We start from the raw sequence: 18,956 nt of genomic DNA, 5'->3' as shown, positions 1-18,956 counted from the left end.
TGGATCACCTCTCCCGGAGGGAGAGGTGATCAAGGGGCGACCGGCTCGATTGACGTGTGCAAAGAGGTGCCATCATGCTGACCCTCTATTCCTACCCGCAATTGTTCGGTGTCGCCGACAACAACGGCTATGGGCTCAAGGTCTACGCCTTCCTGAAACTGTCGGGCGTTCCGTTCGTGCATGAGCACGTGTTCGATGCCTCCGCGGCACCGCGCGGGCAGCTGCCTTATATCGTCGACGACGGCGAGAGCATCGGCGACAGCGAGACGATCATTGCGCATGCGATCGCTAGATATCACCTCACCATCGACGCCGCGCTGTCGCCGGCGCAGCGCCGCACCCATCATTTCGTCACCCGCATGCTGGACGATCTCTACTGGGTGATGTCCTATTCGCGCTGGAAGGACGAGCGCTATTATCCGGCGTTTCGCGACGGCTTCATGGCGGAGCATCCGCAGATCGACGCAGATGGATTCGAGAAGGCGAAGGCTTACAATGCCGAGCGCTATCGCTATCAGGGCATCGGCCGCTACACGCCGGAGCAGGCCTACGCGCGAGGGCTTGCCGATTTACAGGTACTCGCCGAGATCGTTCCGGCGAACGGTTTCGTCGATGGCGAGCGGCCGACCAGCTGTGATGCCGGGATCTACGGCTTCATCGCGAACATCCATTATTTTCCGATCCCGACGCCGCTGAAGGCGTTCGTCGATGCGCACGAGAACCTCGTCACGCATTGCGAGCGGGTTCATGCCATGGTGAGCGCGTAGGGCGCCGGTCTCGTCGGGTGGGTTAGTAGCCCTGCGGATTGCGCGAAGCGCAAACCGCTCGGCGTAGCCCACCACTTCTGTCACCGCGGAAACCAAAGAGGTGGGTTACGCATCACGACCGCGCTTCGCGCAGTCGCGACGCTAACCCACCCTACGGCACCGCTTACCGCATCGTGATCGCAAGCCCGCTCAGATCCGCATTCGCCATCAGCCCGGTCTGATAGCCCGACAGCTCCAGCACCGCGCCCTTCTGGTTGGTCAGCACGATGGCGCGGGCGCCGCGGCCGACGGCGAGGCCGGCACCGGCCGCACCGTAAACGCCGGCGACATCGGAGGGCCTGATGATGTTCGAGACACGGCCGCGCAGCACGGTCTTGGAGCCACCGAAGACGAGGCCGTAATCGAGCCCGCCGGTCGAGAGCGCATAGGAGCGGCCGTGGAAGTTCAGCACGCCCGAGCCGCCCGAACCGCCGATGATCCAGCCCGCCTTGTAGATCGTCAGCACCACGGTGCCGCCATCGGCCATCGCCGAGGTCGTGAGGCCGGCCAGCGCGGCCATGGCGACGAGCGCGGCGCGCAAGGTGGAAGCAAACTTCATGGGGCGTCTCCGGAGGCTTGTTTACGGGGATTGCGAATCAGAAACCGCAATTTACCCGATCGATCGCGGCGGCAACATGAAGGGGGGAGCGTCCGCAAGTGAGCTGGCAGCTGGATGCCCGAAAAGTCCCCATCCTCCGTCATTGCGAGCGCAGCGAAGCAAATCCAGAATTCTTCCGCAGAGGCAGTCTGGATTGCTTCGCTGCGCTCGCAATGACGGGGTGGATGGATTCTCACCTCCCGCAAACGGGCGGCACGAGAGAGAGGCGAAGCAAGCCGCGGTTCAGCACGGGCCGCATCATCCCACCATGCCATCCTGCCGGTGTTTTGCCCGACGGGTCAAGAAATAATTTCGGTTTACCAAAATTACGGCTGACCATCGATTGTTACTGTGCATGGGGTTGTTTCGCGCTTTCGCATCGGAGCACGCGGCCCGCTCCTGACATATCCGTGAACGGCCGTGCGGCGGCTTGCCAGAGGCGCGGTTTTGCCGCACCAGTTTCCTCGTCACGTTCCCATCAGGAGATTTTTTTTCATGCATCGCGTTTTCGCCCTTTGTGCCGTCGCCGGCATCGCCAGCTCCGTCTTCGCCGTGCCCGCGTCCGCAAAGACCGGCTATTACGTGATCCGCTGGGACAACACCGGCATCTGCCAGGTCTGGAACGAGGACCTCCGTTACAAGCCGCTCCAGTGGGGCGTCTCGACCTACAAGGTCGTCAGCAAGCCGCTCCCCACTTTCACGGAGGCCTCGGACCTCCAGATCAAGATGCGCGCCGAGCGCCGCTGCACGCTCTGAGCGGGTCGTTGAAGGCCGGCCACTGCAGCTGGTAGGATTCGATCGGCGGACGACAAGGGCCGGGCAAGGATGCGATGCCAGCATCCTTGCCCGGGCGTTTTTCTACCTCGCAGGCGAGCCGAGCGTCGTCACGCGTCCTTGTGCGCGCCGGGATGGATCAGAACATCGCGCGCGGCGGAGAGGTCGATGAAGGCCTGAGCGCTGCCGCCCTGGTCGGGATGCATGCCCTTGGCGGCACGGCGATAGGCCTGGTTGATGTCGTCGCAGGTGAGCTGCACCGCGAGCGGCAGGCCGAGCATCTTGCGCGCACGATCCTCGCTCGACAGTTTCTTCGGTGCCGCGTTGCGCCGGCCGAAGCGTGGCGCCGTCAGATCGTGGACGACGTCGAGAATCACCCCGACGCGGCGCCGTGCCGCCAGCGCGACGCCGTGGTCGTCATTGTCCGCGGCCTGGCGCAGCACAGGCAGCGCCTGCTCGGCGGCCTGCCGCAACATCACATCGGTGCTCATCCTGATGATCTCGGCCACCAGCCGGGCGCCCTCGGCCCAATCGGCGCCGTCCGCCGACCGCAGCCGCTCGAGAGCGAGTTTCCAGGATTCCAGCCGTTCCATCATGCGCGCAACGTTTAGCAACGGAAATCAGTATGCCAAGGCCGCCGTTTCCGACCCCTTAATTTCGAGTTAGCCTTTCATGAAACTTAGAAACGAATCCGGAAGGAAATCGCCATGGCATTGCTCGCAAACCACATCGCCGTCGTCACGGGTGCAGGCTCCGGCATCGGCCGGGCGATCGCCGCCGGCTACGCCCGCGAGGGCGCGCAAGTCGTGCTGCTCGACGTCAACGCCGACACGGTCGCCGAGGCCGCCGAGGAGATCCGCAAGGCCGGCGGCAAGGCCGAAAGCTTTGCGCTCGACGTGACCCGGCGCGACGATTGCTTTGCGCTGGCGAAGCAGGTCGCCGAGAAAGTCGGGCAGGTCTCGATCCTCGTCAACAATGCCGGCATCACCCGCCGCAACGCCTTCACCGCCGAGACCGAAGCGGTGGCGAAGGACTGGAACGACATCATCTCGCTCAACCTCAACGGCGTCTTCAACATGACGCAGGCCTTCCTCGCTCCCCTGCGCGCCAGCAAGGGCCGCATCGTCAATATCGGCTCGATCCAGTCATTCATGCATCTGCGGACACCAAGCTCGGCGGCGTACACGACCTCGAAGCACGGTGTGCTGGGCTTCACCAAGGCACTCGCAGTCGAGCTCGGCAAGGAAGGCGTGCGCGTCAACGCGATCGGCCCGGGCTTCATCGAGACCAACCTCAACGCCAATGTGCGCGCCACCAATCCGGCGCTGGTACAGGCCTTCGTCGACCACACCCCGCTCGCACGCGCCGGCAAGCCCGAGGACATCGTCGGTCCCGCGCTCTTCCTTGCGTCGGACCTGTCGGCCTATGTCACGGGAACGATCGTGATGGTGGACGGCGGATATCTGAACGTGTGAGCGAGATCGGGCCACCTTGCTATGCATTTTGCGCCAATCGCGGCGGCGCGGCGGCATTCCCAAGGTCAATTCGTGCGATGTCTCGCGGTTAACCTTGCGTTAACCAAACTCGCCCACCGTAGATCTACGGCTTGGGGGTCGTTTGTTCTCGATCCGCTTCCAACGATGAAAGCGGGCGTTGATCGGGGAGTTCATTGATGACCAATGTTTATGTCGCCGCGTCCGAGCAGGGCGCAAATTTCCTAGCGCCCAACGAGATCGTTCCGCTGCTGATCGGTGCGACCGTCGGCGAGGTCGAGCGCGAGCTCGTGCTCCAGACGCTTGCACGCTGCGACGGCAATCGCACGCGTGCCTCGCGCGTGCTCGGCCTGTCTGTGCGCACGCTGCGCAACAAGATCAGGACCTACGCGGCGTCCGGCATCGAGGTCCCGACCTATCACGATTGACGCGTGAGGGCCGCGCCGTCCGCCGATCGATGTTGTCCAGCCCGGCATGATGCGTGGGCGGAATTGCTGCTGTCGTCAAACGCCGCTAAGTAGCTTGCGTGCGCAGAAGGAGCGGTGGCGTGGCAGACGATCAGGGACGGCAGGGACCTCCGGGTCCGCGCGGGCGGCAGGGCGAGCCGGGACGGCCGGGACCGCAGGGTCATCCGGGCAAGCGCGGCTCTGACGGCGCACGCGGCAAACCCGGCCCGCAGGGCAAGCCGGGACCAGCCGGAAAGGCCGGTCCACAAGGCAAGGCCGGTCTGCCGGGCAAACCAGGCGAACCCGGTCCGCGCGGAGCCGCCGGCCCGCAAGGCCCCGCCGGTCCTCAGGGTCCGCGCGGCGAGGCCGGTCCGGCCGGCCAATTGCCGTCGATCGAGCAGATTCTGCCGTGGCTGGAGCAGCTGTTCGACGCCTGGGACGAACGCCGCCGCCGGCGCGAGCAGGAGGCCGCCGAGCGCGCCGCCCTCGAAGCCGCGGTCCACGAGGCTGAAGACGCCGGGGTCAGCGACGACGACGCCGCCAGCGACGAAGCCGAAGGCGACGAGCCCAGGAAAAAGAAGAAAAAGAAGAAGCGCGGTCACAAGGGCTAACGGCGCGGCTACTTCGCCTGGTCCTCACGGTGCGGCACCATGCCCATGCGCTCGAACTGCCAGCGCATGGCGCGGTACCAGAGATAGCCGACCGCAGCGCCACAGACGGCGAAGATCACCACGTACTCGCTCGAGAACGAGCCGCTCCACCACATCATCCACGCGGTCCACAACAGCGTGAAAACGATGGCACCTGCTTTCAGGGGAAGAAGAAGGCGGCTCATGATCGTGCTCCGGGTTGTCAAAACCCCGGCAGACATCATTGCGCATGACGGTCGCCACTTCCGTGAGCCAGATCACGGTAGCACCTAGCCGAAACGCAGCCGCGAGCGCTCCTTCGCTTTCTCCGCCTCGACCTCGCGGTCGCGGGCCGGTGCATGGGTGTGCAGCGAGGTCAGAAGTTTTCGCGCGGCTTCCGCGACCTCCGCAACCGCACGATCGAAGGCCGGTTCATTCGCCTGCGAAGGCTTGTTGAAGCCTGACAGCTTGCGCACGAACTGGATCGCGCTGGCATGGATCTCATGCTCCGTCGCCGGGGGCTCGAAATTGAACAGCGTCTTGATGTTGCGGCACATGCAGTCTCTCCAGTCTCTCCGGCGGCTTCTTCTTAAGACGATCGGCGGAGCCGAAATCCTACATCCTTCCGGCCCATTCTGCTAAGGTCCATGCCGACGCGGCCGCCCGGGTGTGAGCCGCAAGGGAGAGGAACATGAAAGCTTCTTGCGCGGCGCTGGCGGCCGTTCTGCTGTCGATCTCAACGTCGGCAGTGGCATCCGATTATCCGGCACCCAAGCAGGGCGACTGGATCGCCAAGGATTTCAAGTTCCACACCGGCGAGGTCATGCCGGAACTAAAGCTGCATTACACCACCGTTGGCGAGCCGACCGGACAACCTGTGCTGGTGCTGCACGGCACCGGTGGCTCGGGCGCGAGCATGCTGACACCGGCCTTCGCCGGCGAGTTGTTCGGGGCCGGACAGCCGCTCGATGCATCCAGATATTACATCATCATTCCAGACGCGATCGGTCACGGCCGATCGTCAAAGCCATCCGACGGCATGAAAACGAGCTTTCCGAAATACGATTACGACGACATGGTCGAGGCGCAGCATCGCCTCGTGACCGAAGGCCTCGGCGTCAAGCACTTGCGGCTCGTGATCGGCAATTCGATGGGCGGCATGCAGACCTGGATGTGGGGCGAGAAATATCCGAAGGACATGGACGCGCTGGTGCCGATGGCTTCGCAGCCGACCGAGATGGCGTCGCGGAACTGGATGCTGAGGCGGATCATGCTCGACACCATCAGGAACGACCCGGATTACAATGGCGGCAACTACACCAGCCAGCCCCGCATGATGAAATACGCCATCACCGCCTACGGCATCGCCAGCAGCGGCGGCACGCTGGCCTATCAGCAACAGGCGCCGACCGCGGCCAAGGCCGATGAGATCGTCACGGAGCGCCTTGCGACGCCGATCACGGCGGATGCCAACGACTACGTCTACCAGTGGGACTCCTCGCACGACTACAATGCCGCCGAGAAGCTGGAGGCAATCGAGGCTTCGCTGCTGCTGATCAATTCTGCCGATGACGAGCGCAACCCTCCCGAGACCGGCATCACGGACGCCGCGATGAAACGGGTCAAGAACGGCAAGCTGTATCTCATCCCCGCAAGCACCGAGACGCGCGGCCACGGCACCACCGCCAACGCAAAATTCTACAGCGAGCAACTCCGGCAATTGCTGCAAAACGCGCCGCAGCGCACGATGTAGGCTTTCGTCGGAACTCGCGGCAGCGCCATCATTATCAGTCGCTCGTACCCGCGGAGGCGGCTGGGATTCCGTTGGCTGGGAACAGCCGATCGGGTAGTTTGGCTGCGAACCGATGCGGAGGCACGCCGTTGACCGATCTTTGCGCCGAAGACCTCGCCACCATCTATGCGAAACCGACGCCGCGCGTGATCGCGAAAGCGCGTCCTGCGATCGACCTGCATGCGAGGAAATTCATCGAAATGTCGCCGTTCTGCGTGCTCGCGACATCAGGCCTCGATGGCAGCGTCGATGCCTCACCGCGTGGTGGCTGCGTTGGCTTTGTCCATGTCGCTGGCCCGAATCAATTGCTGATGCCGGACCGTGCCGGCAACAACCGCATCGACAGTTTTCGCAACGTCGTCGAGGGCTCGGGCTTCGTCCATATGTTGTTCTTCGTACCCGGCATCGATGAGACGCTGCGCGTCGGCGGGCGCGGTACGCTTTCGGCCGATCCGGATCTGCTCGCCTCGATGGTTGAGTTCGGAAAGCCCCCACGCGCGGTCTTGAATGTCGCCGTCAGCGAGGTCTATTTCCATTGCGGCAAGGCGTTGATGCGCTCAAAGCTGTGGTCACCGGAGAAGGTGCAGCGCTCGGTAATTCCGAGCATCAGCCAGGTCATCCACGACCAGACCGGTCTCGGCGAGCCGGAAAGCCAGGAGATCGTTGAAGAGCGTTACAAGACGCAATTGTAACGAGCGCCCAAACTAAAATGTCGCCCCGGAAGGCCGGGACGACATTGAAGTGTGCTGCTGACATGGACGCCGAGGCTAGTGTCCCTCGCCCTCGAGCCCGCCAACATGCTTCTGTGTGTAGAGTTCGAGGCCAATGCGGCCGATCAAATCAAGCTGGGTTTCTAGGAAGTCGATGTGGTGCTCCTCGTCGCTCATCAGCTTCTCGAACAGGTCGCGCGTGACGTAGTCCTTGACGCCGTGGCAGTAGGTCGCCGCTTCCTGGTAGAGCGCGCGCGCGCTCATTTCAGCGGCGAGATCGCATTCGATGATTTCCTTGACATTCTGGCCAATGCGCAGGGGATCGAGCACCTGCATGTTCGGGAAGCCGTCGAAGAACAGGATGCGCGCAGTGAGCTTGTCGGCGTGCTCCATCTCCTCGATGGATTCCTTGCGCCAGACCTTGGCCATGTCGAGGAGGCCCCAATTGTCGAGGAACCGGTAGTGCAGCCAGTACTGATTGATCGCAGTCAGCTCGTGACGCAGCGCCTTGTTGAGATAGTCGATGACTTTTGCGTCGCCCTGCATGGTTCACTCCAGCTCTTGCAGTCCAAAATCGGACCTACCCGATTTTAGAACGCTTCTAAATGAGATCAGACATGAGAGCAATTAGCGACAGGACGCAGCCGTGGAAAAGCCGAGCCGAAGTTGCGGAAGCTCTTTCAGCAGGCCGCGAGAGCGAACTGGACGGGATCGGCCGTCTCATCATTGGCGGCCACGGTGTGGCTGTGCGGGCAGCCGGAACAGCACGAAGCGGCGCAAGGGCCGAGCGCTTCGTCGATGATCGCCTTGATGGTGCGGGCGCACCGGCCGCACTCGGCGCTGCAGCCGAGGCATCCATAGACCTGCTTGGCATGACGCACAGCATCGTCGGACTCGGCGACGGCGGCGCGGATGTCGTCGTCGCTCAGCACGTTACAGGAACAAACGATCATGGAAGCGGGCGGCCCTTCGGTGATGCGTCATCATCGATATTTAAGGGGCCGCCCGGATGCAAAAGGAAAAATCGGTATTTCAAGCTATTCCAAACTGGCCCGCAGGCAGTCTAGAACGGCTCTAAAGCAGGACGTTGCGCCGGATCAAGATAATCCCCGACCGGCTTAATCGCTGACCCCGCCGCTCCCGCCATCGCCACCGCCCCCGCAATCTCCGCCGCTGCTACCGCTATCGCCGGCGGAGCAACTGCCGCTGTCGGTCGAACTTCCGGAACTGTCGCTGGAGAACCAGCTTCCCAATGAAAAGATGTCACTCGACGTACCCGAATAGCTGTCGCCGCTTCCGCTGCCGTCGCCACCCGTTCGGGCGCGCGGACGTGGCACGCGGTTCTGCAAATGGGTGATCAGGGCATAACCAACCACGCCGACGGCGCCGAGCGCGATCAGGGCATTGGTCAGGGCGCTCATCCTCGTCTCCCGCGCTTGGATCTCGTCCAATTGGTCGCACGTGGTCCACAGACCGTTCATTGATCGTTCAAGCGAAATATGGAACTTTAGCCGCGAGAGTTCAGCGTTCGCTGTGAAAGGGTTAGCCAATGAAGACGTTTATGGCAGTCGCTGCCGCCGCCACCCTGGTCCTGGCCGCGGGAACGCCGGCCCATGCTCAGCGCGGAGTCGCTGCTGGGGTCGCTGCCGGGATTATCGGTGGGGCCATTGTCGGCGGCGCCCTGGCTTCTCCGTATTATTACGGACCCGGCCCTGGCTACGCCTATGGTCCGGGGTACGATCCTGGCTACTATCCACCCCGCTACTACGCGCCGGGTCCCGGCTATGTCGCCGACGATTATTATGGCGACGGTTGTGTCTGGCAGAAGCAGCGCTTCTGGGATGGCTACGCCTGGCGCGTCCGCCGCGTCCGAGTCTGTGGCTGAGGCGCGTTAGACCGCCTGACCCCATTCAGCCGGGCCGGTTCACTACGGATGCGCCGTTCATCTCCGGGCCCGAAAAAGACCGCTTTTTCTCGTCACAGCTCCGTGCGCGTTTACCGTGGATTGACCATTTGCGCGCTTCCTTGCTGCAAGGCCAATTCCATCAGAGTGTGCGTGAACCTTTGAACCCCGGACGCTCCTAACAAGGGACGTCCTTCTCCCAGGAGAGCCAAGAGCATGAAGAAGACTATTGTTGCCGCCCTCACGGTCGCGACGATCGCCGGTTCGCTGGTGACCGCCACGCCGTCCGCCCAGGCCCACGACGGTGTTGGGGCCGGCATCGCTGCCGGCCTGCTCGGCGGCGCAATCATCGGCGGCGCCATCGCATCGAGCCGTCCGGCCTATGGTGGCCCGGTTTACGTTGCCGAGCCCGCTCCGCCCCCGCCGCCCTGCTATTGGCAGCGTCAGCGCTATTGGGACGGCTACGGCTGGGTCATCCGCCCGGTGCGCGTTTGCTACTGATCTGATCGCAAGATCCGATCGTGAGACGCTCTTGAGCGCCGTATCGAAGCCCGGCCGAGACCATCGGCCGGGCTTTTTTCTTTTGCGAAGCGCGTTCAGCGCGCTGCCTGGATCGATCGCAGCACCTCTTCGCTGGGCCAGCAATCGACCTTGAGTCCGGCCGACTTCTGATAGGCGCCGAGCGCGGCACGAGTCTGCATCCCGGCCTTGCCGTCGATCTTGTCCTTGTAGAGCCCGACGCGCGTCAGCCCGCGCTGCATCGCCTCGACATCCCTGGTACGCAACTGCTTCGACGCCGACCACGGCGTCGCAAACGGCAGCGGGCTCGTCATGCGGTCGCTGAGATGGCCGACGAACAGCACGTAGAGGTCGGAGAAATTGTATTCCTTGATGACGAAGTAGTTCTTCGTCGTCAGGAACGCCGGACCGTAGATACCCTCGGGCTGGAGCAGTGATGCCGGCTGCGCTTGCTCGGCGGCGCTGAGCTTCTCGTCGCGGACCGGCACAAAGCCCTCGCGCAGCCACTGGCCGATAGGTTTCGTCACCTCGGGCACGCCGACCGTGCAATCGACGTTCGCCGGCGCCCGCACCTCATAGGCCCAGCGCACGCCGCTCTGCCAGCCCTTGTTGACGAGTTGCTGCGCGGCCGAGGCCAGCGCATCCGGCACCGAGTGCCAGATGTCGATGCGGCCATCGCCGTCGAAATCGACGCCATGCTTGTAATATTCGGATGGCAGGAACTGCGTGAGCCCGGTGGCGCCCGCCCACGAGGAGCGCATGTCCTTGCGCGTCACCACGCCCTCGCCAAGGATCTTCAACGCGAGGATGAACTCGTTGCGATAGGTGTCCTTGCGGCGGCCGACATAGGCCTGCGTCGCCAGCACGCGAACGAGATCGTAGGGCAGCGTGTAGCGGCCGTAGTCGGTCTCGCGTCCCCAAATCGCCAGCATGACGGTTGCAGGCACGCCGGAGCTCTTCTCGATTTTCGTCAGCGCGGCGTTGTATTTTCGCAGCAGCCGCTGCCCCTCGCTTGCGAGATTGGCGATCGAGGCTTCTCTGACATAGTCCGCCGGCACCTGCACGAATTCGGCCTGGGACGGCGCGCCGGTCGCGGGCCGCCCCGGCAGGATCAGATCGGGCAGCTTGTAGTCCGGCTCGAGCGCGCGGGTCTCTCGCTCGAACGTCGCGCGCGAAACGCCCGCAGCCTGCGCTTCCGGCCAGAGCGAGGCGACGAACTGCGTGAAGGCAGCGTCGGCGGCGCGGGCGGACGACCATCCGCAGGCGAGAACCACCACCGCTGCGATGAGCGCCCGCCGCATCACGCCATCACCGCGTCAGCTTCTTGTACTTCACGCGGTGCGGGATGATGCTGTCCTGGCCGAGCCGGCGCATCTTATCCTTCTCGTAATCCTGGAAGTTGCCTTCGAACCATTCGACATGGCTGTCGCCTTCGAAGGCCAGGATGTGGGTCGCGATGCGGTCGAGGAACCAGCGATCGTGGCTGATGATGACGGCGCAGCCGGCGAAATCCTCCAGCGCCTCTTCGAGCGCGCGCAGCGTGTCGACGTCGAGGTCGTTGGTCGGCTCGTCGAGCAGCAGCACGTTGGCGCCTGATTTCAACATCTTGGCGAGATGCACGCGGTTGCGCTCACCGCCGGAGAGCGCGCCGACCTTCTTCTGCTGGTCGGCGCCCTTGAAGTTGAATGACGAGCAATAGCCGCGTGAGTTCACTTCCTTCTTGCCGAGCAGGATCAGCTCGTTGCCGCCGGAGATTTCCTCCCACACAGTCTTCTTGCCGTCGAGCGCATCGCGCGACTGATCGACGTATCCGAGATGCACCGTCTCGCCGACCGTGATCGTCCCCTTGTCCGGCTTCTCCTGCCCCGTGATCATCTTGAACAGCGTGGTCTTGCCGGCGCCGTTCGCGCCGATCACGCCGACGATGCCGCCGGGCGGCAGCTTGAAGGTGAGATCATCGATCAGGAGGCGATCGCCATAGCCTTTGCTGAGCCCTTCGAAATCGACCACATTGGCGCCGAGGCGTTCGGCGACCGGGATGATGATCTGCGCGGTCTGGGTCTGCTTCTCGCTCGCCTGCTTGAGCAGCTCCTCATAGCGCTGGTAGCGCGCCTTCGACTTGGCCTGACGGGCCTTCGGCGAGGAAGCGACCCACTCCTGCTCGCGCGCAATCGTCTTCTGATGCGCGGCGTCTTCGCGGCCTTCCTGCTCGAGCCGCTTCTGCTTCTGGATCAGCCAGGACGAGTAATTGCCCTCGTAAGGAATGCCCTTGCCGCGATCGAGCTCGAGGATCCAGCCGGTGACGTTGTCGAGGAAGTAGCGATCATGGGTGACGATCAGGATGGCGCCGGGATAGTTGCGCAAATGGCCTTCCAGCCATGACACCGACTCGGCGTCGAGATGGTTGGTCGGTTCGTCCAGCAGAAGAAGTTCGGGCTGGTCGAGCAAAAGACGGCACAGCGCGACGCGGCGGCGCTCACCGCCGGAGAGCTTGGTCACGTCGGCATCATCAGGCGGGCAACGCAGCGCGTCCATGGCCTGATCGACCTTGCTGTCGAGATCCCAGAGGCCTTGGGCCTCGATCTCGTCCTGGAGCTTGGTCATCTCGTCGGCAGTCTCGTCCGAATAGTTGACGGCGAGCTCGTTATAGCGGTCGAGGATCGCCTTCTGCTTGGCGACGCCCTGCATGACGTTCTCACGTACGGAAAGCGTAGGGTCCAGCTGCGGCTCCTGTTCGAGATAGCCGACACGGGCACCCTCGGCGACCCAGGCCTCGCCGGTATATTCCTTGTCGAGACCCGCCATGATCTTGAGAAGGGTCGACTTACCGGAGCCGTTGACGCCGAGAACGCCGATCTTGGCGTCCGGGTAAAAGCTCAGGCGAATGTTGTCGAGGACCTTGCGGGTCGGGTAGCTCTTGGTCAGGCCTTCCATGAAGTAGACGAACTGGCGCGCCATCGGTCCCGTGAAACCTTCAATTTGAGGAGATTTGCTTAGCCAGCGATGTAACGATCCTGCCTCCAAAGGGCAATGTTTTCCCTCCGTTCACCACGGATGAATACTGGGCGCACACCATCCGGACCAGATCCGGACAATTGAAACTATCTTTTAATAAATCAGGCCAAAGCTCGGTTTCGCGCGGCAACAGCGCCACCCGCTCAGAACGAACGGGGAGCACAGCGAGGCCCACCATGGCTCTGATCGAGACCCATCATCTTCCCGTTCCGGCAGGAACCGGTCGCGCCTCCGCGCTCGTGTCCGAGGTCAAGGGCTTCTGGAAGGGTTTCTTCGCAACGGCCTTCAACCCCTACCGGCCCGAACTGCACTACATGCGCGGCCCCGGCCCCGCCTGGCGCGCCAAGCACGGCATGGATGCGCCGATCCGGCTGAAGCCACGCGATCGCTAAGCCGCGCTTCCTATCGGACTTTTGAAGACCCAGACTGCTTGCGCGCGAGGCTGATTGCGCGCAACCATACCCCGGCTCCGACGGTGGCGCCCCTGCCCGGTGCCGTCTCCTCTCGCCATGGATGGACGCTGATGACGCGGCTGCGCTGTGCAATCCTCGACGACTATTTCAACCTCGCCCTCGACGTCGCCGACTGGTCGAAACTGTCCGATCGGATCGACACCGCGGTGTTCAGCCATCCCTTTGTCTCCGAGCAGGCCGCGGCCAGCGCGCTCGCCGATTTCGACATCATCTGCGCGATGCGCGAGCGTACGGCGTTCCCCAGGAGCCTGTTCGACAAGCTGCCCAAGCTGAAGCTGCTGCTGACGTCAGGCATGCGCAACGCCGCGATCGACATGGAGGCCGCCAAGGGAGGCGGCGTAGCCGTGGCCGGCACGCAATATTCGCGCGACCCGACCGCACCGCTGACCATGGGCCTGATCCTGGAGCTGACCCGCGGCATCGGCCGCGAGAATGCGCGCATGCATGCGGGCGAGCCTTGGCAGACGTTCGCTGGCGTGGAGATCGAGGGCCTCACCCTCGGCGTCGTCGGCCTCGGCAAGCTCGGCACCAAGATGGCCGGGATCGCCAAGGCGTTCGGCATGAACGTGATCGCCTGGAGCCCGAACCTGACGCCGGAGAAGTGCGCCGCGGCGGGCGTCGGCTACGCCACCAAGGAGGAGCTGTTCGCCAAGGCCGATATCGTCACCATTCATGTCGTGCTGAGCGATCGCTCACGCGGCCTTGTCAGCCGCGCAGATCTTGCGCGAATGAAGCCGACCGCCTTCCTCGTCAACACCGCTCGCGGGCCGATCGTGGACGAGCAGGCGCTGCTCGAGGCCTTGCAGCAGCGCAAGATCGCAGGCGCGGGCATCGACGTGTTCTCGGTCGAGCCGCTGCCGGTCGATCATCCCTTCCGCAGGCTCGACAATCTGGTGCTGACACCGCATCTCGGCTACGCGACCGAGGACGGCTTGCGCATCCATTACGGCCAGATGGTCGAGGCGATCGACGCCTTCACCGGGGGCCGCGAGCTGCCGCGCAGGCTCGTCTGAACGCGATCAGATCAGAATGATCAGTCATCGCGGTATGATGTAGGAGCTCAAGCCGCCGTGCGCCGGCCCACGGCATGCCTCGCGGCATCGGCGAAGCCGTCACGCCAGGAGGAATGCGCCGGCAGCCAACCGAGCTCGCGTTTGGCCTTGGCGTTGGAGGCCCCGCGCACCTCGGTCATCATCGCAACCATGTGTTCGCCCGCGAGCAGCCGTCCGAGCCAGGCCGGAACGTGAAGTGGCGGTTTGGCGCCGAGGAATTCGGCGAGTGCCGGCAGCCAATCCCTGACCTGCGCCGGATGGTCGTCGACGATGTTGTAGATGTTGCCGGAACGTCCGCGTTCGACCGCAGCCAGGGTCGCAGATGCCGCGTCTTCGGTGTGAATGAACGACCAATGGCCGCCGCCGCCCCCGATGACCGGCACGCGCCGCTGGCGAAGCTGATCTCTCATGGCCGGCGACAACGTGCCGGTTTCGGGGCCATAGAAGAATCCGTAGCGCAGCACGATCCCTTCGGGCACCGACGACGTCGTGACCGTCCGCTCCAGATACCGGATCGCCTCGAGCGTACGACGCAGTTCCTCCGGCGGGTTCGGATCAAGTGCATCCGCTTCAGTCTTGATCGCTCCGCCGTCGCGGCTGAAGGTCCATCCGCAGAAGCTCTGTGCAATGAAACGGTTGGCGCCGGCCTCGCGCGCGGCGGCGAGTAGATTGTCGGTTCCGCGCGTGCGCAGCTCATTCGTTCTCGCGAATGCGCGGTCGAAATGCCGCAGATCCGTGGCGGCGGCGAGGTCAGTCATCTGATGGATGACCACATCGGGTCCCGTCGAGATCACGGCAGCGCGGATGTCCGACGCGTCGAGGCCGTCGGCAATGACGGGTTCGGCGCCTAATTCCCTGAGACCGGCTACTTTTGCCGCGTTTCGCGTCGAAGCGACGACCGAGTGGCCGGCCGCGACAAGGAGGGGGACGAGTTGGCGGCCCAGGGCACCCGTGGCGCCCGCAACAAAGATTCGCATCCTGTGCTCCTCGCATTCGTTGCAATCAGCCGGGACGTAGTCGAGCCGGGCATGGATTCAAGCGAGCGGAGGCGCGAATGCGCATGCGTCAAATGATTGCGGCGCGTGGCCGAAGCACACGCGCCGCAGTTGATCGAGCTTTGCGAGCAGGTCTAGCTAGCGTACCGTGACCGGCGCGGGCAGCGGCGGCACGACGGTCGGCTGCGTGCCGGGGACCGGGCCCGCCTGGGCGGCCATCGGAGCCGGTGCACCGGGCACAGGCGCGGCCGATGCGGTTGCCTGCGGCGGATTGCCCGGCATTACCACCACGCGGGTGCCGACCTTGACGCGATCAAACAGGTCCGAGACGTCCTCATTCAGCATGCCGATACAGCCCGAGGAGACGAACTTGCCGATCGTCGAAGGCTGGTTGGTGCCGTGGATCCGGTACACGGTCGAGCCGAGATACATGGCACGGGCGCCCAGCGGGTTACCTTCACCGCCGGCCATGAAGCGCGGCAGATAGGGCTGACGCTCGATCATTTCCGCCGGCGGATGCCAATCCGGCCACTCGGCCTTGCGGGTGATCTTCTGCACACCGGTCCAGGTGAAGCCGTCGCGGCCGACGCGGACGCCGTAGCGGATCGCCCGGCCGTTGCCGAGGACGTAATAGAGGTAGGTGTTCGGCGTATCGACGACGATGGTGCCTGCCGGCTCCTTGGTCTGGAACGCAACTTCCTGGCGGCGCAGGTTCGGCGCGAGCTGCGCCGGGGCCGCGTCCGGCTGCTCCTCGGGCGGCAGCGAGGCGACCGACATGGGCCGGCCATCCGCGCCGGATTGCTGCGGGACGGCGCCGGTCGCGGCCGGGCCACCAACGGCTTCCGGCGGACGCATGCCGTCGTTGGCGGGCGCCTGGCCCGGGCGGTCGGCATAGATCACCGCGGGCGGAGCGGCGGGGCGACCGTAGCGGGGATCGTCGGGCGACATCACCGGCCCTTGCGGCGGGGCGGCAGAATAAACAGGCGGAGCGCCAGCCGGACGGCCGTAACGCGGATCATCCGGCGACATCACCGGGCCCTGCGGCGGAGCGGCGGAGTAGACGGGGGGAACGCCAGCCGGGCGGGCGTAGCGCGGATCCTCAGCCGGACCGGGCGGCGGCAACGAAGCCCGCGGCGCCGCATCCTCGTCGTCATCCAGCGAGTCGAAATTCGGGGTGCGGTCGCCAGGCCGATATTCGGCCGGGGCGCCGTAGCCCGGCGCCTGCTGAACCGGATAGCTCTGGGCGTGTGCAAGCGAGGTTCCCGCCGCAGCGACTGTTGCGGCAGCGCATATCGTCAGAAAATGTTTGATCATCATCGCTCTTGTATAGACCCCGGGCCCCGTCCGGACCACTGACGCGCCAGATGACCGAAGATAGCGGCACATTCAAGACATAACAGGCCGATTTGTGCCGCATGTAGCGATTTGTGATGCGATCGCACACAGTTGCCCCGTTGCATCACGGGGTGGAAATCGCATCACGGCGTTGATTGCCGGAGTTATCGGCCGCGTTTTTTAGGGAACGGCACTGAGGTGTTGCGATATGGTCGAATCAGCCCGATTCGCCACCGCTTTGAGTTCGAATTACCGCCTGGCGAACGCGGCACTCAGTACCGTCACCGCGTTCGGATGGCTCATGGGCCCTGGCCACACACCGCCGGGGCGGAAATTCGTAACCTATCCATGCTTCCCGGCTTTCGCTTCCTGCTTGCCGCGATCCTGCTGTCTACCTCCATCCTGGTCTTCGGCTTAGGGGCCACCTCGCTGCTGCGGGCGACCCATGAGCAATATGTCAGCAATCCGTCCTGGCGGAACGGCCCGCAGGAGCAGGTGTTCGCGCAAGGCCCCGAGCCGGCCGAGCCGGTGCTCGCGACCCTGCGCGTCGAGCCCGCCGCTCCGGTCGCCATTGAGGCGACGTCCGTGGTGCCGGATCAGGTCCCGACCATCGCCCTGCCGGCGGTCGAGACCGGACCCGAGCAGATGGCGGCTGTGACGCTCGCAGCGCAGCCTGAGCCTCAGGTCACCGCTGTCGCTCCCGATATCGAGGCGGCTCCGGTCCCCACCGAAGCACCAGCCCCCGAGCCGGCGAAGAGCGAGGCAGCCGCACCCTCGCCCACCGACACACTCACTCCGGCCGACACGACGGCTTCCATCGCCGCCATTGCACCGGCCCCGACGATGTCTGCCACCGACGTGCCGCGAACCGCGACACCGGCGCTGGCCTCGCGCGTGAGCGACATCGCGGCCGCCCGGCTGGCCGCGCTGAACGAGCTTGCGCCCACTTCCGCCAAGAAGTCGCCGGCGAAGTCCAAGGCCGACGGCGCGACGCAATCGAGCAAGCCGCGGGCGCACAAGCCGAAGAAGCGTCATCGAATCGTGCGGCGCCCGCCGCCTCAGCAACTCCAGCAGGCGCTCGATCCGTTCGGCCAGCAACAGCAGACGCTGGCCACCACGGCCGCCCGAACGCGCTGACGTTACGCAGGCCCGGTCGCGATCGGCGGGCCTTTTTCCTGGCCCCATTCCGACCATGAGCCGTCATAGAGCGCGGTGTCGGTTACTCCCAGGCGATAGAGCGCGAGCGTCAGCACGCCGGCCGAAACCCCGGAGCCGCAGCTTGTCACGATCGGCTTGTCCAGCTTGACGCCGGCGCCGGTGAAGGCGGCGCGGAGATCGTCGAGCGGCTTCATCGTGCCGGTCGCCGCGTCGAACAGCTGGCCATAGGGAACGTTGCGCGCGCCGGGAATGTGGCCAGAGCGGATGCCGGCACGCGGCTCGGGCGCGCGGCCTTCGAAGCGATCGGCGGCGCGTGCGTCGATCACCTGCTCCTTGCTGCTTTCGACGTTCGCGATCAGCTGCTCCATGCTGCGCACGCGCTTCGGATCGTAGCTCGCCTTGAACGACGCCGGCTTCGGCTTGACTTCGCCGCTCTCCACGGCGCGCCCCTCGGCGCGCCACTTCTTCAGGCCGCCGTTGAGGATGCGCACATTGCCGTGGCCGAAGGTCAGGAACATCCACCACGCGCGCGGCGCGGCAACCCAGCCGCCGGCATCGTAGATGACGACGGTGTCGGCATTGGAGATGCCGAGATTGCCGACATCGCGACCGAACTGCTCGGCGTTCGGATACATGTGCGGCAGCGGGTTGGAATGATCCGACACCGCATCGACGTCGAAGAACACAGCACCCGGCAGATGCGCGGCCAGATAGTCATCCTTCGGCAGCGGCAGCACGCCCGGCAGCTTGAAGCTGGCGTCGAGCACCCTGACGTTGGAATCGTTGATGTGGGCGGCGAGCCATTCGGTGGAGACGAGAGGATCCATGGCGGTCATTGGCGTGCTCCGGCAATTGTCTCAGTCGTCACGGCCGGGCTTGTCCCGGCCATCCACGTTCTTTGTTGCGGCGAAGACGTGGATGGCCGGGACAAGCCCACGGCTGTCCGGTTGAGCGCTTAGCATAGACTGAGGCTCATCTGTCTGTGATCTTGAAGGACTGGCTCGGGCGCGTCCAGATTTTGGATCGATCTGCGGTGCATGAGATTGGTGCGGACGAGCCTGGCGAAGACGAGCGGGCTCTGAACGGCTTTTTGGGCGGCCTGGGCCAGGCGCAGCAGCAGAAAGGCGATCAGGGCGACGGAGATCTGGATTCGCACGGCATTCTCGGAGGTGCCCACGAAGCGGGTGATCTTGAGGGTCTGCTTGACCCAGCGAAAGAACAACTCGATGGCCCATCGCCGGCGATAGAGCCCGGCAAT

Annotated in this window: 25 protein-coding genes; 12 read left to right on the top strand and 13 right to left on the bottom strand. The window is 64.4% G+C overall.

Annotated elements, in window-relative coordinates:
• Window positions 1-74: 74 nt before the first annotated feature.
• Window positions 75-767 carry a glutathione S-transferase family protein gene (locus BM222_RS10695; RefSeq protein WP_092228236.1) on the top strand — a complete coding sequence of 231 codons (693 nt, stop codon included), beginning with the start codon at window positions 75-77 and terminating at the stop codon, window positions 765-767.
• A gap of 163 nt (window positions 768-930) precedes the next feature.
• Here the strand turns inward: BM222_RS10695 and BM222_RS10690 are convergent, their stop codons facing one another.
• Entirely contained in the window at window positions 931-1,365 is a 435-nt protein-coding gene (locus BM222_RS10690) for a hypothetical protein (RefSeq protein WP_092228235.1), read from the bottom strand.
• Window positions 1,366-1,899: 534 nt separating this feature from the next.
• Here BM222_RS10690 and BM222_RS40975 point away from each other — a divergent pair.
• Entirely contained in the window at window positions 1,900-2,160 is a 261-nt protein-coding gene (locus BM222_RS40975) for a hypothetical protein (RefSeq protein WP_177243138.1), read from the top strand.
• 128 nt (window positions 2,161-2,288) lie between these two features.
• On the opposite strand, the gene BM222_RS10680 is transcribed toward BM222_RS40975, so the two are convergent.
• Window positions 2,289-2,774 (bottom strand): molecular chaperone DnaJ, encoded by a 486-nt coding sequence (locus BM222_RS10680; RefSeq protein WP_092228234.1) that lies wholly within the window; start codon window positions 2,772-2,774, stop codon window positions 2,289-2,291.
• A gap of 111 nt (window positions 2,775-2,885) precedes the next feature.
• On the opposite strand from BM222_RS10680, the gene BM222_RS10675 reads away from it, so the two are divergent.
• The 3 genes from BM222_RS10675 (at window position 2,886) to BM222_RS10665 (ending at window position 4,728) form a co-directional block, all read left to right on the top strand.
• Window positions 2,886-3,653: an SDR family NAD(P)-dependent oxidoreductase gene (locus BM222_RS10675; protein WP_092228233.1), complete on the top strand. Its 768-nt coding sequence runs from the start codon at window positions 2,886-2,888 to the stop codon at window positions 3,651-3,653.
• A 197-nt stretch (window positions 3,654-3,850) separates the two neighbouring features.
• Window positions 3,851-4,099, top strand: coding sequence for a helix-turn-helix domain-containing protein (locus BM222_RS10670; RefSeq protein ID WP_092228232.1), 249 nt, complete (start codon window positions 3,851-3,853; stop codon window positions 4,097-4,099).
• Window positions 4,100-4,218: 119 nt separating this feature from the next.
• A complete protein-coding gene (locus tag BM222_RS10665) occupies window positions 4,219-4,728 on the top strand; it encodes a collagen-like domain-containing protein (protein ID WP_092228231.1) in 510 nt (169 codons plus the stop codon).
• 8 nt (window positions 4,729-4,736) lie between these two features.
• Here the strand turns inward: BM222_RS10665 and BM222_RS10660 are convergent, their stop codons facing one another.
• A complete protein-coding gene (locus BM222_RS10660) occupies window positions 4,737-4,952 on the bottom strand; it encodes a hypothetical protein (RefSeq protein ID WP_092228420.1) in 216 nt (71 codons plus the stop codon).
• Between the two features lie 84 nt (window positions 4,953-5,036).
• Window positions 5,037-5,303, bottom strand: a complete 267-nt coding sequence (locus tag BM222_RS10655; RefSeq protein ID WP_092228230.1) for a DUF2277 domain-containing protein — start codon at window positions 5,301-5,303, stop codon at window positions 5,037-5,039.
• Window positions 5,304-5,437: 134 nt separating this feature from the next.
• Here BM222_RS10655 and BM222_RS10650 point away from each other — a divergent pair, with 134 nt between their 5' ends.
• Together BM222_RS10650 and BM222_RS10645 are read left to right on the top strand one after the other, a co-directional pair.
• Window positions 5,438-6,499 (top strand): alpha/beta fold hydrolase, encoded by a 1,062-nt coding sequence (locus BM222_RS10650; protein WP_092228229.1) that lies wholly within the window; start codon window positions 5,438-5,440, stop codon window positions 6,497-6,499.
• Between the two features lie 128 nt (window positions 6,500-6,627).
• Window positions 6,628-7,230 carry an MSMEG_1061 family FMN-dependent PPOX-type flavoprotein gene (locus tag BM222_RS10645; protein ID WP_092228228.1) on the top strand — a complete coding sequence of 201 codons (603 nt, stop codon included), beginning with the start codon at window positions 6,628-6,630 and terminating at the stop codon, window positions 7,228-7,230.
• A gap of 75 nt (window positions 7,231-7,305) precedes the next feature.
• On the opposite strand, the gene bfr is transcribed toward BM222_RS10645, so the two are convergent.
• The 3 genes from bfr to BM222_RS10630 form a co-directional block, all read right to left on the bottom strand.
• Entirely contained in the window at window positions 7,306-7,794 is a 489-nt protein-coding gene (bfr, locus tag BM222_RS10640; protein WP_011089420.1) for a bacterioferritin, read from the bottom strand.
• A 134-nt stretch (window positions 7,795-7,928) separates the two neighbouring features.
• The gene (locus tag BM222_RS10635) at window positions 7,929-8,201 is read right to left on the bottom strand and encodes a (2Fe-2S)-binding protein (protein ID WP_092228227.1); all 273 of its coding nucleotides are present in this window, start codon (window positions 8,199-8,201) and stop codon (window positions 7,929-7,931) included.
• Window positions 8,202-8,366: 165 nt separating this feature from the next.
• Window positions 8,367-8,669: a hypothetical protein gene (locus BM222_RS10630; protein WP_092228419.1), complete on the bottom strand. Its 303-nt coding sequence runs from the start codon at window positions 8,667-8,669 to the stop codon at window positions 8,367-8,369.
• A 140-nt stretch (window positions 8,670-8,809) separates the two neighbouring features.
• Here BM222_RS10630 and BM222_RS10625 point away from each other — a divergent pair, with 140 nt between their 5' ends.
• Entirely contained in the window at window positions 8,810-9,133 is a 324-nt protein-coding gene (locus tag BM222_RS10625; protein ID WP_502690885.1) for a hypothetical protein, read from the top strand.
• A gap of 234 nt (window positions 9,134-9,367) precedes the next feature.
• Window positions 9,368-9,652, top strand: a complete 285-nt coding sequence (locus tag BM222_RS10620) for a hypothetical protein (RefSeq protein ID WP_092228225.1) — start codon at window positions 9,368-9,370, stop codon at window positions 9,650-9,652.
• Between the two features lie 95 nt (window positions 9,653-9,747).
• On the opposite strand, the gene BM222_RS10615 is transcribed toward BM222_RS10620, so the two are convergent.
• Both BM222_RS10615 and ettA read right to left on the bottom strand, forming a co-directional pair.
• Window positions 9,748-10,974: a lytic murein transglycosylase gene (locus BM222_RS10615; protein ID WP_092228224.1), complete on the bottom strand. Its 1,227-nt coding sequence runs from the start codon at window positions 10,972-10,974 to the stop codon at window positions 9,748-9,750.
• Between the two features lie 4 nt (window positions 10,975-10,978).
• Entirely contained in the window at window positions 10,979-12,628 is a 1,650-nt protein-coding gene (gene ettA, locus BM222_RS10610) for an energy-dependent translational throttle protein EttA (RefSeq protein ID WP_092228223.1), read from the bottom strand.
• Window positions 12,629-12,861: 233 nt separating this feature from the next.
• Here ettA and BM222_RS10605 point away from each other — a divergent pair, with 233 nt between their 5' ends.
• Entirely contained in the window at window positions 12,862-13,077 is a 216-nt protein-coding gene (locus tag BM222_RS10605) for a hypothetical protein (RefSeq protein WP_092228222.1), read from the top strand.
• 131 nt (window positions 13,078-13,208) lie between these two features.
• Window positions 13,209-14,171 (top strand): D-2-hydroxyacid dehydrogenase family protein, encoded by a 963-nt coding sequence (locus BM222_RS10600; protein WP_092228418.1) that lies wholly within the window; start codon window positions 13,209-13,211, stop codon window positions 14,169-14,171.
• Window positions 14,172-14,218: 47 nt separating this feature from the next.
• Here BM222_RS10600 and BM222_RS10595 read toward each other — a convergent pair whose 3' ends face one another.
• Window positions 14,219-15,187, bottom strand: coding sequence for an NAD-dependent epimerase/dehydratase family protein (locus BM222_RS10595; RefSeq protein ID WP_092228221.1), 969 nt, complete (start codon window positions 15,185-15,187; stop codon window positions 14,219-14,221).
• Window positions 15,188-15,343: 156 nt separating this feature from the next.
• Window positions 15,344-16,519, bottom strand: coding sequence for a L,D-transpeptidase family protein (locus BM222_RS10590; RefSeq protein WP_177243159.1), 1,176 nt, complete (start codon window positions 16,517-16,519; stop codon window positions 15,344-15,346).
• A 369-nt stretch (window positions 16,520-16,888) separates the two neighbouring features.
• On the opposite strand from BM222_RS10590, the gene BM222_RS10585 reads away from it, so the two are divergent.
• A complete protein-coding gene (locus BM222_RS10585) occupies window positions 16,889-17,677 on the top strand; it encodes a hypothetical protein (protein WP_092228219.1) in 789 nt (262 codons plus the stop codon).
• 2 nt (window positions 17,678-17,679) lie between these two features.
• Here BM222_RS10585 and sseA read toward each other — a convergent pair whose 3' ends face one another.
• Together sseA and BM222_RS10575 are read right to left on the bottom strand one after the other, a co-directional pair.
• Complete coding sequence (sseA, locus tag BM222_RS10580) at window positions 17,680-18,534, bottom strand: 3-mercaptopyruvate sulfurtransferase (RefSeq protein ID WP_092228218.1); 855 nt, start codon at window positions 18,532-18,534, stop codon at window positions 17,680-17,682.
• A 119-nt stretch (window positions 18,535-18,653) separates the two neighbouring features.
• Window positions 18,654-18,956 (bottom strand): transposase (locus BM222_RS10575; RefSeq protein WP_502690884.1); only part of this gene is annotated, 303 nt, incomplete at its 5' end.

It is taken from the genome of Bradyrhizobium sp. Gha (assembly GCF_900113735.1).
GTDB lineage: Bacteria > Pseudomonadota > Alphaproteobacteria > Rhizobiales > Xanthobacteraceae > Bradyrhizobium.
The sequence above is the reverse complement of the archived record's forward strand: the minus strand, read 5'-3'. Positions and strand labels throughout refer to the sequence as shown.

Bases quoted from the DNA above. Each gene is read 5' to 3' on its own strand.
- ettA (WP_092228223.1), bottom strand. From the start codon at position 12,628: ATGGCGCGCCAGTTCGTCTACTTCATGGAAGGCCTGACCAAGAGCTAC.
- BM222_RS10605 (WP_092228222.1), top strand. From the start codon at position 12,862: ATGGCTCTGATCGAGACCCATCATCTTCCCGTTCCGGCAGGAACCGGT.
- bfr (WP_011089420.1), bottom strand. From the start codon at position 7,794: ATGCAGGGCGACGCAAAAGTCATCGACTATCTCAACAAGGCGCTGCGT.
- BM222_RS10600 (WP_092228418.1), top strand. From the start codon at position 13,209: ATGACGCGGCTGCGCTGTGCAATCCTCGACGACTATTTCAACCTCGCC.
- sseA (WP_092228218.1), bottom strand. From the start codon at position 18,534: ATGACCGCCATGGATCCTCTCGTCTCCACCGAATGGCTCGCCGCCCAC.
- BM222_RS10675 (WP_092228233.1), top strand. From the start codon at position 2,886: ATGGCATTGCTCGCAAACCACATCGCCGTCGTCACGGGTGCAGGCTCC.
- BM222_RS10620 (WP_092228225.1), top strand. From the start codon at position 9,368: ATGAAGAAGACTATTGTTGCCGCCCTCACGGTCGCGACGATCGCCGGT.
- BM222_RS10595 (WP_092228221.1), bottom strand. From the start codon at position 15,187: ATGCGAATCTTTGTTGCGGGCGCCACGGGTGCCCTGGGCCGCCAACTC.
- BM222_RS10660 (WP_092228420.1), bottom strand. From the start codon at position 4,952: ATGAGCCGCCTTCTTCTTCCCCTGAAAGCAGGTGCCATCGTTTTCACG.
- BM222_RS10590 (WP_177243159.1), bottom strand. From the start codon at position 16,519: ATGATCAAACATTTTCTGACGATATGCGCTGCCGCAACAGTCGCTGCG.
- BM222_RS10655 (WP_092228230.1), bottom strand. From the start codon at position 5,303: ATGTGCCGCAACATCAAGACGCTGTTCAATTTCGAGCCCCCGGCGACG.
- BM222_RS10680 (WP_092228234.1), bottom strand. From the start codon at position 2,774: ATGATGGAACGGCTGGAATCCTGGAAACTCGCTCTCGAGCGGCTGCGG.
- BM222_RS10650 (WP_092228229.1), top strand. From the start codon at position 5,438: ATGAAAGCTTCTTGCGCGGCGCTGGCGGCCGTTCTGCTGTCGATCTCA.
- BM222_RS10690 (WP_092228235.1), bottom strand. From the start codon at position 1,365: ATGAAGTTTGCTTCCACCTTGCGCGCCGCGCTCGTCGCCATGGCCGCG.
- BM222_RS10670 (WP_092228232.1), top strand. From the start codon at position 3,851: ATGACCAATGTTTATGTCGCCGCGTCCGAGCAGGGCGCAAATTTCCTA.
- BM222_RS40975 (WP_177243138.1), top strand. From the start codon at position 1,900: ATGCATCGCGTTTTCGCCCTTTGTGCCGTCGCCGGCATCGCCAGCTCC.
- BM222_RS10630 (WP_092228419.1), bottom strand. From the start codon at position 8,669: ATGAGCGCCCTGACCAATGCCCTGATCGCGCTCGGCGCCGTCGGCGTG.
- BM222_RS10625 (WP_502690885.1), top strand. From the start codon at position 8,810: ATGGCAGTCGCTGCCGCCGCCACCCTGGTCCTGGCCGCGGGAACGCCG.
- BM222_RS10635 (WP_092228227.1), bottom strand. From the start codon at position 8,201: ATGATCGTTTGTTCCTGTAACGTGCTGAGCGACGACGACATCCGCGCC.
- BM222_RS10695 (WP_092228236.1), top strand. From the start codon at position 75: ATGCTGACCCTCTATTCCTACCCGCAATTGTTCGGTGTCGCCGACAAC.
- BM222_RS10585 (WP_092228219.1), top strand. From the start codon at position 16,889: ATGCTTCCCGGCTTTCGCTTCCTGCTTGCCGCGATCCTGCTGTCTACC.